The sequence below is a fragment of the Paenarthrobacter sp. MSM-2-10-13 genome (assembly GCF_011605365.1).
GTDB lineage: Bacteria > Actinomycetota > Actinomycetes > Actinomycetales > Micrococcaceae > Arthrobacter.
The window spans coordinates 14,166-28,061 of sequence record NZ_JAAOXO010000017.1; the positions used below are offsets into that span (position 1 = coordinate 14,166).

Here is a 13,896-nt window from a genome sequence, read left to right on the forward strand (position 1 = left end):
GAGGGTGTGAAAACGGGAGCGTCCTCGAATGAGGAAGCTGCTGAATAGTTCAGATCGCTGTAACTGCCAGGAAACGTGGATCTGAACGGATACTTAGTGAAGGCCCGCCTTGTGCGGGCCTTCAGCTATTTAACTGGCCTTCGCAATAGGCAATGCCTCCTGCAGGCTGTCGCGGTCTGCCCATGCGGGCAGGCCGTCTGCTTCGAGTTCGAGGTGAATCAGGATCTGTTCCAAGCCCTGCGAGTCACTGAGGCCCATCCGCCTTGAGACTTCGCGTACGAGGTCTTTGCAGTGGGGCGGGATCGAGTAGTTGGCCTGCACATTGTTCATGCCAGTGCCGCGTTGGCGGCGAAGAACGGTTCCCATATGGCTCACCCTAGCCTTAGCCCTAGGGCTAAGGTTTCCAGACACGCCCGTGGGCTCGGGGATTCTTTCGGGCCCCGGTGCTTTGCTAAACGTGTGGCTGACGTCTCGGGCAGGGACTCGGCGTCCCGTTGTAACTATTGTGCGCGCGCAGCTTTCTTGACCGCCGTGTGACAGATTGCGTGAGCTCATTGCTCCAATATGTCATAAAAACTGGAAAATTTAGATATGGGACGACCCGCTGTTCGATTATCTGTTCCAGGCGCGCCGTACGATGGCATCAACCGCCTTGGGGCTCGCCTCGCTCTCTCCTGCTCCGCCGGAGAATGCGCTGCGAAACAGGTCCCCCGTAGCCTTTAGTGACCTGAAATAGCGCCCCTGGCCGTCAATACGCCATCGGGAAATTCCAAGGTAGCTGGCAGCTGCGCGCCGGTCCATGCCGGCCAGCAGGCAAACTTTCACAGCCTCATAGATGACGCGATAAGCAGCCTCATGCTCCCGCGGGACTTCCGCCAGGACGCTCTGAACGGCTTTCTGCGCTTTTTCTGGAGTGGTCATTCTGCTGCTGCCTTCCTAATCGAGGGAGAGGGCGGAGCCCAGGTCGGCCTCAACCTTGCGCTTTCTGCGGGCGTAAGCGAAGAGTGCAAGGCCTACGACGACCAGGGCGGTGGATGCGTAGGAAACGAGCATGTAGAGGTAAACCACATCTCCGGCCCCAAACCACTCGATGGGGTAGGCACCCGCGCGCAGCAGCGAGAGTGTGAAGCCCGCGGCAATCATTCCGGACGCCGTGCGGCCTGTGCGCAGTGGGTTGTTTCTGGAATCGAGGTAGGCCGGCCGCACAAGAGGAAAGACGACGTAAGCCACATAGAAGAGCACCAGCCAGATGTTGATGCGGACGCTGGGCTGGGTGGCAAAGTCGAGCATCTGGGGCGATGAATAGGGGGCGTCTGTGGCCAGGACGGTCCAGAGAAGGCCGGCCGACACGAGCCCCAGCACTGCAGCCCCAGGCGCTCCGACGGTCCAGCGCCGTGCAAAGGACGAGCCGTAGGCGAGGCTTAGGTGGCCGCCGAGGAACGCAACAGCTACCAGGGCGCAATACTTCGAGATGAGGTCGGTTGCGTTGTGGATCGGCATCATCGAATCCAGCGGGTAATACACCGGCGGCAGCAGGAGCAGGTAACCGATCGTGAGGAAGATTCCCGACAGGGCAATGCTGCTGGCCTTGCCCCGTAGGGCGTGCTGATAGCCGGTGGCCGGTGTGTTGATGCGCTTGAAAGTCAGGCTTCCCAAGAGGATGAGCATCAGCGTCACAGGGACAACGGACAGTGGATTCACCCGAGCAGCTCCGTCATTTTCTCCGCGTATTCCCGGGCCTCTTTGCGCTGTTTGACCCGTCGCTGCAGCAGGTTGATCCTGCCTGAGATCAGCTCCACTAGGGCATCATCGGAAATCTCAAGTAGCTCATCCTCGCGCGCACGGGGTTGCCAACCACCCTCGGCCGGTAACACGAGGCCGATAACGACCAGACCCGATGCGAAAGAGGTCCCCGCTGCTCTGGAGGCTGCTACTGCCAGCGGCGGTGTCAGCTTGTTTTCGGTCAGCTGAGTAAAGATGTAGGTCAGGGCCATGCCCGTTTCTTCGGCCATGCGGTGCCGCAGTTCGCCAGGGTCGATGGCATCGATCCAGGCCCGGTTGGAGCCTTCGTGCGGAAAGTCTATGAGCGGGATATGTTTCCGAAGATCCCGTGGATAGTGCTTCTTGGAGGTGCGGAACTGCAGCTCCGCCATCAGATCGGCGTGATGGACCTGGCTTAGCACTTCTGCTGGTGTGGGCTCGATCGGCCGGGTGTACATGTCCCTGTATGGGTCAAAGGCAGCCAGCGCTTCCAGCACGTTCATTTCGGACGCCCGCGCCACGGCAACGACTGTCGATTCCGCAACGTTTCCGCGCCGCAACTGGTTGCCCAGAGTGCCGCGATGTAGGCCTGTCAGGGCGCTCAGAGCGGCAGGGGAAGTGCTGATGGACTGGGCGTCCAGCCAGCTCTTGAACTCTGAGGCTGAGACGGGCACAAACACTCCTTGGACGGACCGAACATGACAAGACGGGCGCAACAGATTCTGCTAAGATGCTCCCAATAGTTAAGTTTTCAACCACACTTAACTAATGGTCTTATTTTCCATCCTAGCCTTAGGGCTGAGTTTAGCCGGGATGGGTTTTCCGCTCGGGGGAATAGGCCCCGGATTAGCCCAGGGGAGGGGCGGCATGTCTTTGACAGTCGGTCGAGCTGCTAGCACTGTTGCTGTCGCTACCGCCCTTACATTGGGGTTCGTTGTCGTGGTCCTTGACGATGGCGGCTCTCCGGCCCAGGCGGCTTCTGCTTGTGTCGCTCCTGGGACCGCAGCTGAACCGGCATCCTCAACGATTTCCGGCAGCACAGTGGCCGGGTTCGACGGTGAGCAAATGAAAAACGCGGCCGCCATTATGAAGGCTGCGGCTGATTTGAAGCTGCCGGTGGCTGCCCAGTTGATCGGTGTCCAGGCTGCCATTGGTGAGTCATCGTTACGGGTCATTGATTTCGGGGACGGCGCAGGCCCTGACTCCCGCGGGCTGTTCCAGCAGCGGGCGAACGGTGCGTGGGGTTCCTATGAGGACCGTATGGACCCTCACACCAGCGCGACCAACTTCTTCAAGGCCCTGCAGAAGGTCGAGGGCTGGGAAACCCTCGAACCGACCATCGCTATTCACCGCACGCAGCGGAACGCGGACCCGAACCATTACACCCGCTTCCGGGAGCAGGCCACGCAGATCGTGAAAGCCCTCGGCGGGGAATCCGCAGCGTTGGTGGATCCCTCCGGGGTGTGCCCGGCCGAGGGGAACCAGGTTGTCGGGGACATTGCCGGCAAGTGGGTCAAGCCTCTGCCAGGGGCTGACATGACCAGCGGCTACGGCCCGCGGCCGGCCCCGCCCGGCACTGCCGGGGGAGTGCTGGCGAACTTCCACTACGGCATCGATTTCTCCACCCCGGGACATGCCGGGACGGTCCTGGCGATCACGGATCTGAAGATCGTGAAGATCCGCAACCTCGACGGCCAGTTCGGGACCGGTGTCACCGGGCAAACGCTCGACGGGAAGCTGACCATCGGCATGTACCACATGGAGGCCGGGTCCCTGAAGGTCAAGGAAGGCGACATCGTTGCTGCCGGGACTCCACTTGGGATCGAAGGGGCCACAGGAAACGTCTCAGGCCGGCACACGCACATGGAGTTCTATGCCGGGGCTCTGCCGAACCCGATGATCCCGATCAACGCCACCATCGACCCCACCCCGATCCTTCAAGAGAAAGGCATCCTGTGATGCGTAGAACCGCACTCGCCCCGGCGCTGCTCGCGGCCGCAGCGCTACTGACGGCCTGCGCCGGGACCCCCACCGCAGACAGCACGGCCACCGCGACGGCCGCGCCGACCATCACAGCCGACGCTGACGGGAATTCCACCGGTGACGGTCATGACCACGACGAAGCCACGGAGCACTATGACGGCCCTAACGTCACCTGGGATGCCGGCGCAGAGCAGACAGTCAAGGACACCGCCGGAAAGGCCATGGCCCTGTTCGGCCGTCCCACTGTGGAAGAGAAGACCTGGTTCAGGGATCTCGAACCCATGCTCGCCGCCGAGTACAAGGAGGATGCCCGCTACATCGACCCGGCCCAAGTCCCGTTCTCCACCGTCACCGACGGTCCGGCGATCAGCCGGGAAGCACAGAACCCCATGACCGTGACCGCCACCTTCGACACGGACGCCGGGCCCTGGACGATGATGCTCCACCGCATCGGCCAGGACGATCCCTGGCTTGTGACCTCGATCAGCCCGGTGAGTGCCCCATGAATGCCCCGGCCACCGGCGCGGATGAGTTCGGCACGGCACCGCTGTTCACAGATCCGCTCACCAACCCGGACAGTCCGGGACCGGCACAAGCAATCGCGACGGCTGCCCCGTTGCTGTTCCAGGAACCTGTCCCACAGATTTCCAGAAGTCAGAACCCCGCGAATGAAAGGAAGACCCGATGAGTACCAACTGGTCAGGCGCAGAGCGGAAGTCACGCGCCCCCATCAGCCTGCTCGATCCGGAAACCAGCGCAGAGGACAACACCCCGGAAACGGCAGAGGCCGCCGTCTCCGAGTCAGCACCGGATAAGGCACTTGCAGCAACAGCTGCGCCGGCCCCGCTGGTCAGCGGCCGGCGCAGCGCCTCGGTGCTGCAAAAGGACAACTTGAACGATGAACTGCCCCCGGCCACTGGCTGGCAGGCGTTCCTGCGGGCAGTGACGTTCGGTCTGGTCAAGCCCAAGGTCGGCGCGGCCGAGCTGGCCCGCCGAACGGACCTCTCCGCGATCCAGCGGGTCTATTCCCGGCCCATGCGCATCATGGTCGCCCAGCCTCTGGGCGGGGTCGGTAAGACCATGTGCAGCGTCGGGATCGGCTCCACCTTCGGGATTCACTCGGGCCAGCACGCCATCGTGTGGGACAACAACGAAATGATGGGCACCCTTGGTGTGCGGACCAACGCAAACGGCTCCACCCGTACCGTGTGGGACCTGCTCAACGTCCTGGAAAAGTTCGAAACCATCGAAGCCCGCAAAGGCGACTTCTCCTACTACACCCGCCACCAGGGAAAGAATCAGTTCTCCGTCCTGGCCTCCGACGAGGACCCTGACCGGATGAAGTCCATTGGGGCCGAAGAATTCAACCGGATCCACACAGTGGTTAGCCGGTTTTACGACACCATCGTCCTGGACACCGGCAACAACACCCGCTCCGAGAACTGGTTGGCTTCAATCGAGGTCACAGACCAGCTCGTGATCCCGGTCCGGCTACAGCGCAACGCTGTCGTCTCAGCCCTCCGGATGATCGAACAGCTCGAATCCATGACCGAACGCACCGGGAACCGGCACTACAAAGACCTGGTGAACAACGCCGTGGTCGTCGTGACCCAGGGCGGCGGGGCGAAAGTTTCAGCCGCCGATCGGGCGGACCTCCGTGCCCAGCTCGAAGGTACGGTGCGGGCCATCATCGATATCCCATACGACGCGGCACTCGATAACGGCTCCATCATCGACTGGCAGCTCGTGGGCGATCCTGCCCGCCGCGCTTTCGAACGCGTGACCGCCGAAATCGCTGCTGGCCTGCTCGAGGTAGATAACCGCACTGCCCACGCCCCTAACCACTTCACCAACCGATAGGAAACCCCATCATGTTCATGAGCATCGTCAACGAAGTCATCGTTCCCGCGGCCGCCAACAACCCCCTGGACGGGGTGACACCGAACATCAACGTCTTCGGCGTCAAGTTCCAAGGCGCGATCCAACTCATCCTCGGCGGCATCTGGGCGTTGGTCCTGATCCTGGTTACCGCCGCATTCCTGATGAACTTGGGCAAGTGGGGCGTCGCCCGCCAGCGCGGCCACTCCGACGACATTGCAGACGGCGCAGACGGCGCCAAGCGCAGCGGCATCGCCTTCGCCGCCGTCGCCGGCGCCAGCGTCATCATCGGCGGCATCCTTGCCCTCACAGCAGCAGCGGGAGCCTAGTCCATGCAGAAGCACTGGAAGGCGCTTACGGCGGTAGGAGTTGTGATCGTCGCCGTTGCCGTGGCCGTAATCCTCATCAGCCGTCCGACACCTTCCGCTGAACAAGAACCCAGCTCACTTCAGGCGTCCGGGAAGTTCGGGTTTCCCGTCTCCACGATCAAGATCGGTGAAGGAGGAACAAAAACGGCCGGTGATGGCAAGACCATCACCGGCTATAGCGGCACGTGTGATTCCGCCGCCCAGGCAGCGGCCAACTTTGCTCCGCTGCTATCGGAAGTCAATCTGAAGACCTGGGCGGACCAAAAGAAAACCCTGACTGAGGTTTCCGTTCCGGGCCCCTGGTTCGAAAAGGTGACTTCCGGGGGAGACCTCATGACCACCACCAAGAATCTGCCGTCCGGCGCTTTCGATGGCGGGTGGGTTTCCCGTTCCGACGTGGCTGCCGGCGGCCTGTACCGGGTTGCCAGCTGCGAAGAGAAGAAGCGCGCTGTGGTTCAAGTCTTCATCGGATCTTTGAATGCCCAGGTCAAAACCGTTCCGGCCGGGGGCTTCGGAACGGTTCCGATGGAACTGACCTGGGATGGCGACTGGAAGATCACGGACGCCCGACAGTCTGCCGATGACCCGAATTTCGGCGGCCGCGTCCAAGACAGAGGACCTGCTGGAGCGACGCCTGGAGAACCCACTGGAGATTTTCCGGTGTTGACCCAGGACCTTGTGAACTCGGTGTTCGCGGACGTGCGCAGAGATGGGTGGATTGAGTATGCGAACGCTAAGCGCTAATAAGACGATTCGCCTGGTCGCGGCCCTATTGTCGTTGTTCCTCAGCCTCGGGGTTATCACCGCCGGACCTGCTCAGGCAGCGGACGACATAACGAAGTCCGAGAAGTTGAACGCTGATCAGATGAAACGCCTTGCGGGATTGCCCGATGATCAGAGGAATGCGATCCGGGACAGGCTGAACCTGGAGCTTGGCAAGACAGCTTGTGGTGACATGGCCTTCTACGCGGCCATGGGCGGAAGCAATTGTGAGAATGTCGCGGCAAAGGCCTTTGAGACGTTCCTGACGACGCCGGAGAAGTCTCTGGACTACGGCGGGGACACTGCGTCGTTCTGCGCCGCGCTGCCCTCTGCGGGAGCGCCTCTGACGGGTACAACCTGGTGCACGGGCGGGTCGATTATTCAGAAGTTCGCTCCCGTAGCTGGCGCCGTTCTGCGGACCGCCATCGCGGTCCAGCCTGGTGGGCAGTTCGTGCTGGGTGCGGTGGACACGGTGGCCTTTATCGCCAATGCCAAGGATGGGTTTGAGAAGTTTGCGAACTCGACCAAGGAGGCCGGCGTCTCGGCCACGAACGAGGTCCTGGTGAACCTGTTGAAGGTCTCGAAGTTTGACGTCGATGAGGGTTTCCGGACCACGTGGGCGATCTTTTCCGGGCTTGGGATCATCCTGCTGACCCTCATGTTTTTCAAACTCTTCCGGGACTACTCGGACGAGAAAATCGATCCGGACTCCATGCGTGAGTCCGTGCTCTGGTATGCGCCGTTGGCGATTCTCCTGGCCTTGTTCGGTCCGGTCCTGGGCTACGTGGCAAATAACGCGCTGATCAGTCTCACGGAGTCGATCAGCCCGTGGACGGCAAACCAGATCGGGACCTTCTCCACGACCATTTCCCGGTTCGCCTCGTATGAGTCGAACGGGGTTTTCGGCCCGCTGGCAGCTGTACTGCTGTTCGGCCTGCTGTTTATCGGGGCGTGGGCACTCCTGGGGCTTTTCGCTCTGGCGCCGATCGCCCTGTACCTCCTGGGCGTAGGTATCGCGTTAATGCTCGGATTCATGATTCACCCGGAGCACCGGGCCCGGGTCGGCAAGGTCGGGTCGCTGTGGCTGGGAATCGCTTTGTCCAAGCCGCTGCTGCTGTTGATCATGGGTGCGTTGTTCAGTTTCATTTCCTCCCGCCCCGCGTTCCAAGGCGGGGGAACCAGCGATGCGCTGGTGAACGCTTCATCTGTCTTTATTGCGGCCGCCGCGATGGTGGTCCTGGCGTTCTCGCCGGCATTGCTGTTCAAGTTCGTCCCCATCCTTCCCTCTTCCGCTACCGGGCTGGGTGCCAACCGTCCCTCGATTGCAGGGGCGGCGATGGTCGCCGGAGCCGGAGCCGGAATCGGCGCGATGATCCGTCAACGCCGCACAATGCAAGCCCAGTCCGGCCCGGCTAGCGGCGGCCCAGTCGGCCCGAACGGCGCAGGGCAGCGGCAAGGTAGTCCCGGCCTTCCTGTCGGGCCTGACAACGGTATGACCGGCTCGCCGGCAGGCGCTGGGACTGGCCGTCGCAGTGCTGGCCATGCCGGCCGGGAGGCGTCCGGCGCCCAGGATCCAACGCCAACTCCTGATACCCGCACCATCGCCCAGGCTCAGCGGGACGATCGGGCCGGGACACCGACGGGGAAGGCTGCTGCAGCGGCGCGCAATGGCGCTGCCGCCTTCGGTAAGGGCACGGCAACAGCCACACGGGGATCGGCCAAGATCGCCGCGGGCGGTGCGACAGCGTTCCTCCTGGCAGGACGTGAAGCATCGCGGCAGGCTGCGATGCGCGGCCGTCAGGGCGTGCATTCGATGGCCCCGGATACCGATCACATCAGCGGCCGGTAATGAAGCAGTTTGTAGCGGGCAGTAAGGAAGCGGGGGAGTAGGTCTGATGGGACGCATGGTTGTTGTCGGTGGTGAGGTTTCCCGGCGTGGTTTGTGGGGCGGGAACCGCACCGGTCCTGAATGGATCGGCCTGAGCACCGCCTTGGCATTGGGACTGGTGACGGTCATTTCCCTCAAGGACGTGATCGTGCTGGGCCTGATCCTGGCCGCGGCCATCGTCGGGCTCGGGGTGGTCTTGACCACGCCGAGCAAGATTACCGGGTACCGCTCTCTGGGGGCGTTGATCGTTGAACGGCAGCACCAGCGGTCCCGCCGCAAGAACAAGTCCGCGACGTTTGTCCCGGTGAAGTTCCGGGACCAGACCCGCATGGTGAAAGCCTCTAAGGCTGATCGGGCCCGTGCCGATGAGAAGGGCATGATCGAGGTTCCGGTGAAGCACCGGAACAATGCCCCGCTGATGGTCGGGACGGTCCGCCCGTTCACTGTGCAGACCCCGACGGGGCCGATGACGGTTTTCCGTCACGGCGGGAAGATCAAAACCCCGTACTACACGGTGACCGTGGAAGTGATGGGTTCTTCCTCCGGGATCCGGGAGGAAAACCGGGAAGACTCCGCGTACGTGGCCCGCGGTCAGTTCCTGGCCCGGATGGCCCGCCGGCAATCCCTCATCACCCACGTCCAGACGCTCTCCCGCGCGGTCCCGATGGATTCGACCGACCACCTGCTGTGGATCAAGGACAAGCAGGCTCAGGGCATCAACCGGCTGCTGATCACTTCCTACGGGGACCTGGTCCAAACGTTGCAGTCCCGTTCCGAGCAGCACCGCACCTACGAGACGTTCCGCATTCCCCGCTCCGCTGCGTTGTCGCTGAAGGCCTCCAAGCTCGGCGGCGGTGACACCGGCCTTGGGCTGGCTATCCATCAGGAAATCCGCACCGCCCTGGCGCAGGCGCAGATGATGGGCGGGATCCAGGATTACCGCACCCTGGGACCTGAACAGATGGCAGCCCTCCTGCGGCACCTGCAGGACCCGGATTTCGACATTGACGATGATGAGAACGCGGACCTGGCCGACTGCTGGCAGCACATGGACGGGGATTCCTCGGATTCTTCGGTGGTCATCAACGGCCACTGGCACACCCGCACCGGGTACGTCCCGGCTTCAGCGTTCAGCCCCGAAGCAATCCCCGTCTCCGCCCTGCAATCGTTGGTCTCCGGGATCCAACCGGCCGTGGTCCACACCGTCTCCATGGTCCTGGAACTGGCCGATGCCCGCACCGCCCGGGGGAAAGCCCGCACGGACGCGGCCATGGACCGGGCCAAGGGCAAGGAAGTCGCGAAGTCCGGTGTCGTGACCGACGGATCCGAAGAAGTCCTCATGGGCGCCTCCACCCAGCGGCTCCTGGACCTCAAACCCGGTTCCGGGCACCACGGCGCTTCCTACGCGCTCTACATCTCCTACTCCGTGGAATCAGAGGACGAGCTGCTGGCCACCGCCGATCTGATCGAGGCTGCGGCCGCGGACGCCGGGATCGAATTCATTGACTGGATGGATCACCGCAATGACCTGGCCTTGATCACCACCATGCCGTTCACGAGAGGAATCCGATGAACACCCCCAAACTCATCAAAGGCCTGCGGATGCCTTGGGCCCTGACCACAAAATCCCGCCGCACCAAGCGTTCCCAGACCCGGAAACAGCGCCTAGCCGCAGAGAACAGCGTGGCCGCCGCTACCGGAGATGCCCTGGCAGCCAAGCGCCGTGCAGGAAAAGACAGCCGCGAAGCCACAGCGAGCGTGCAGTGGCATTGCGAGCGGAAGAGCTCGCGGGCCTCCCGGCTGGGGTATTACGATCCGGCCGCCCCTGGTGTGTTGTCCTCGACCCGGCAGATGGAATTTTCGCACATGGCCATTGCCTCGCCCCCGACCTCGCACCGGGGCCTGGCGTTCGGGATCGATGCAGGTTCCGGGTGGATGGTCGTCCATGACCCGTTCACGTCCTACGGCAACGAGCTCGAATCCCCGAACGTCTGCTTCATCGGGGACCTTGGCCAGGGCAAGTCCTCCGGGATCAAGACTTGGGCGGTGCTGCGGCAGCTGCTCTTGGGCCGCCGCGTCGTGGTGATCGACAAGAAGTACCAGCTGGACCAGAACGGCGGGGAATACACCTCCCTCGCCCAGCGCCTGGGCATCACGCCGGTGAAGTTCATGGTCGGCGGTGGAGGGGCCAAGATCAACATCCTGGACCCGCGTATCGCTGCCCGGCTGAACGAGGACAGCCACGACGACACGGCACTGTCCACCCCGGCGGGTCAGTCCATGCTGGTCCGTGCCGTGGTTGAAGAAGCCCTGGGCCGGCCGCTGCTGCCCAAGGAGGGCAAAGCCGTCCGGATAGCCCACAAACAGGCGCTCCGCACGGCGGCCGCGAACAACGAAACCGCCCATATCCGCCACGTCCTCTCAGCGCTCTACGCACCCGACGCGGACGCCGCGGCGGCCTCGAACCTGTCCGTGAAGGAAATCCGGCAGTGGGGCCAGGACCCCGCGTTTGAACTTGAACGCATGATCGAAGATGACCTCGCCGGCCTGATCGACGGCGAAACCAGCACCGAAATTTCCCTGAACGCAGGGCTGACCGTCTTTGACGTGTCCCTGCTCCCGGAGGACGGGCCGGCGCTGGCGATCGTCATGACGATCATCAACACCTGGCTGGCGAACACGCTCTACCGGCAGGAAGAACCTGTCCCCACTGTCCTGGTTATCGAAGAAGCCTGGCACACCGTCCAAGGCTCCGTTGCGAAGGTCACCCGCCGCAACACCAAGCTTTCGCGGGCCCTGTCGCTCTCGTGCATGTTCGCGTTCCACCACATCTCCGACATTCCCGGAGACTCCCCGGCCATCGCCATGCTCAAAGAGTGCGGAACGGTCCTGCTCTACAAGCAGCAAAAATCCGATGACGCCTGGGCGTGCGAGAGGATGTTCAACCTTCCCGCCGGGTCCGCGGCCGATATCGCGTCCCTGACCAAAGGCACCTGCATGATGCGGATCGGCGGGAAGGATCCTTTCATTGCCATCCACGTCCGCAGCGCCCTGGAAATCGAACTCACCGACACCGACAAGGCCATGAAATCCACGGCCACCATCAACCAGCACGAAACCGACACCCAGGAGGAAGCAGCATGAGCGCGACCAAACGTATGTCCACGGATTCAGTGATGAAAATCGGCCTGGCCGTCATCGTGATCGTCCTGGTTGTTCTCGGCTGGGTATCGGCATTCCTGGGAGAGTTGCTGACACCCACAGGGATGCCCTGGACCGACTTCTCCGCGCTGTCGGCAAAGATCAAGGCCGGCGAATTCGCTTGGCCCGGTGCAGCCACGTGGATCCTGATCGTCCTCGCTGTCCTGGCCCTCGTCGGCGCGGGAATGCTCACGGCCCTCTTTGGCGGGAACAAGCACCGCGACGACGGGCTGCCCCGCTACAAGGACCTCGAAAAGCGGATGGGCAAAAAAGCCGCCTTGGCCAAGGCCAAGCAGTCACTGGAACTCCCGGACGACGCCACCGAAGAAGAGATGATTGTCGCTCTGTGCAAGCTCGACGGACAGACGCTCTACGTCCAGCACGAAGACTCCATGTGGGTGTTCGCCCCGCAGCGCTCCGGTAAGACCCTGTTCCTGGCCGTCGGGATCGTCCTGGACGCACCAGGTGCCGTGATCGCCACTTCCACCAAGAATGACCTGCCGATGTTGACCGGTGTTGCCCGGCAGCGCAAGGGCGATGTGTCCGTGTTCGACCTTCAGGACATTTCCGGGTGGCCGAACAAGGTCCGGTGGAACGTCATCACCGGGTGCGAGGATCCCGACGAGGCACTGGCGCGAGCCAAGGCCTGGGCAGGCGCCCAGCCCATGGGCAACGTCAAGAACGGGGACTTCTTCAACTCCAAGGCCTCAGCCGTCCTTGGCCGGTTCCTGCACGCCGCTGCTTTGGGTGGTAAGAACATCGAAGACGTGGTGCGCTGGTCGAACAACTTCGCGGATAAGGAGCCCTTGGAAATTCTGCTTGACCACGGCGCTCCCGCAGCGTTCTCGGACCGCCTGCGGGCCCTCACCACCTCACGGGCCGGCGAAACGGTGGACTCAATCCAGGAAACCCTTGCCGGGCTGCTCGAACCGTTGTCCTCACCGAAGGCCATGCAGATGCTCAGCCCTGCGGAGGGTGAAGGATTCGATATGGAAAGGTTCCTGGAAAAGCCGAACACGGTGTACCTGCTCACGGACGGGGAGCGCTCACCGGTCGCACCGTTGGTGGCGATGTTCGCCGACTTCATGTTCCGCAAAGCCCAGCGCATTTCCCAGTCCATGCCCGGAGGCCGGCTGTGGCCGGTGCTGACGATGGTCCTGGACGAGGCGCCGAACGTCGCCGCCATCCCGGACATGGCCAGTGCGCTGTCGGATTCCGGCGGTCGTGGGATCCGCATCATCGGGTTCAGCCAGTCCTTTGCGCAGAACCGGCAACGCTGGGGCAATGAAGCCGCCACAGCAATCCGTGGAACCTCCTCGATCAGGTTGTTCCTGCCGGGCCTGGAAGAGCTCGACGAGCTGGACAGGATCGCCCGGGCCGCGGGGACTACCCGCAAGGAACGAGTCTCCACCTCCCAGGGCCGCGGTGGATCCTCCCGGACCATCAGTGAGGAAGAGCGGCCTGTGATCCGTGGGAACGAGATCCAGCAGCTTCCAGTGGGGGAGGCCTTCATGCACTACAGCAACGTCGCCCCTGCGGTAGTGAAGCTCATGCCGTGGTGGGAACGTGCTGATGCGGATCAGATCAAGTCAGATAAGGCAGCTGCAGGAGAGATTGTCAGGAAGGTGCAGGTATGACCCAGCACGGCCATGAGCAAGACGATGGAGTGGATGAGGCCGAACTGATCCAGCAGTTTGTCATGTGGGTTGAAATGTTCGTCCACGATGTTGAAGCGGTTCCCGACGAACCCACCGGCCGGCACTGGTGCCCTGAGTGGTGGCAACACCCAGAAGCTGTAGCCCGCTTAAAGTCCCTATTCGAGGCTTACAAGCAGGCTGACGAGGACAACACCATGTCGGCCTGGTGGGTCCAGCACTGGGACCCACAGTCCCGCACGCTGTTCTCCGCCGCCGGCCCCTTCAAAAACTGCCAACGGCAGCACGCATTCCTTGACCGGGCACAGGACTACACGCCGCGGCTGGTTACGGTGCCGCCGCCGGTTGACTGGAGTCCATAGAACTGGAGCCCACTCGCTTGTTGACGGAATCGCTGTTA

At 62.7% G+C, this 13,896-nt stretch carries 14 protein-coding genes; 10 read left to right on the forward strand and 4 right to left on the reverse strand.

Annotation, left to right across the window (positions count from 1 at the left end; translation table 11 throughout):
• Window positions 1-129: 129 nt before the first annotated feature.
• From HAV21_RS21505 to HAV21_RS21520, 4 genes are all read right to left on the reverse strand, one after another.
• Window positions 130-366 (reverse strand): hypothetical protein, encoded by a 237-nt coding sequence (locus HAV21_RS21505; RefSeq protein WP_166843101.1) that lies wholly within the window; start codon window positions 364-366, stop codon window positions 130-132.
• A gap of 246 nt (window positions 367-612) precedes the next feature.
• The gene (locus HAV21_RS21510) at window positions 613-921 is read right to left on the reverse strand and encodes a hypothetical protein (RefSeq protein ID WP_098937225.1); all 309 of its coding nucleotides are present in this window, start codon (window positions 919-921) and stop codon (window positions 613-615) included.
• A gap of 15 nt (window positions 922-936) precedes the next feature.
• Window positions 937-1,701, reverse strand: coding sequence for a hypothetical protein (locus tag HAV21_RS21515; RefSeq protein WP_166843102.1), 765 nt, complete (start codon window positions 1,699-1,701; stop codon window positions 937-939).
• A complete protein-coding gene (locus HAV21_RS21520; RefSeq protein ID WP_166843103.1) occupies window positions 1,698-2,435 on the reverse strand; it encodes a hypothetical protein in 738 nt (245 codons plus the stop codon). The genes HAV21_RS21515 and HAV21_RS21520 overlap by 4 nt, the downstream gene beginning before the upstream one ends.
• Window positions 2,436-2,628: 193 nt before the next feature.
• On the opposite strand from HAV21_RS21520, the gene HAV21_RS21525 reads away from it, so the two are divergent.
• From HAV21_RS21525 to HAV21_RS21570, 10 genes are all read left to right on the forward strand, one after another.
• On the forward strand, window positions 2,629-3,720 hold the full coding sequence (locus HAV21_RS21525; protein ID WP_166843104.1) for a M23 family metallopeptidase: 1,092 nt from the start codon (window positions 2,629-2,631) through the stop codon (window positions 3,718-3,720).
• Complete coding sequence (locus HAV21_RS21530; protein ID WP_166843105.1) at window positions 3,720-4,250, forward strand: hypothetical protein; 531 nt, start codon at window positions 3,720-3,722, stop codon at window positions 4,248-4,250. Before HAV21_RS21525 ends, HAV21_RS21530 begins: the two co-directional genes overlap by 1 nt.
• A 178-nt stretch (window positions 4,251-4,428) precedes the next feature.
• Entirely contained in the window at window positions 4,429-5,604 is a 1,176-nt protein-coding gene (locus tag HAV21_RS21535; protein WP_166843106.1) for a ParA family protein, read from the forward strand.
• Between the two features lie 17 nt (window positions 5,605-5,621).
• Window positions 5,622-5,951 (forward strand): hypothetical protein, encoded by a 330-nt coding sequence (locus HAV21_RS21540; protein WP_243753418.1) that lies wholly within the window; start codon window positions 5,622-5,624, stop codon window positions 5,949-5,951.
• 3 nt (window positions 5,952-5,954) lie between these two features.
• Entirely contained in the window at window positions 5,955-6,734 is a 780-nt protein-coding gene (locus tag HAV21_RS21545) for a hypothetical protein (RefSeq protein ID WP_166843108.1), read from the forward strand.
• A gap of 121 nt (window positions 6,735-6,855) precedes the next feature.
• Complete coding sequence (locus HAV21_RS21550) at window positions 6,856-8,601, forward strand: hypothetical protein (protein WP_243753419.1); 1,746 nt, start codon at window positions 6,856-6,858, stop codon at window positions 8,599-8,601.
• Between the two features lie 46 nt (window positions 8,602-8,647).
• Window positions 8,648-10,213: a hypothetical protein gene (locus HAV21_RS21555; protein WP_166843109.1), complete on the forward strand. Its 1,566-nt coding sequence runs from the start codon at window positions 8,648-8,650 to the stop codon at window positions 10,211-10,213.
• The gene (locus HAV21_RS21560) at window positions 10,210-11,784 is read left to right on the forward strand and encodes an ATP-binding protein (protein WP_166843110.1); all 1,575 of its coding nucleotides are present in this window, start codon (window positions 10,210-10,212) and stop codon (window positions 11,782-11,784) included. The genes HAV21_RS21555 and HAV21_RS21560 overlap by 4 nt, the downstream gene beginning before the upstream one ends.
• Complete coding sequence (locus tag HAV21_RS21565; protein WP_166843111.1) at window positions 11,781-13,478, forward strand: type IV secretory system conjugative DNA transfer family protein; 1,698 nt, start codon at window positions 11,781-11,783, stop codon at window positions 13,476-13,478. Before HAV21_RS21560 ends, HAV21_RS21565 begins: the two co-directional genes overlap by 4 nt.
• Entirely contained in the window at window positions 13,475-13,858 is a 384-nt protein-coding gene (locus tag HAV21_RS21570; protein WP_166843112.1) for a DUF4913 domain-containing protein, read from the forward strand. The genes HAV21_RS21565 and HAV21_RS21570 overlap by 4 nt, the downstream gene beginning before the upstream one ends.
• The last annotated feature ends 38 nt before the right edge of the window (window positions 13,859-13,896 follow it).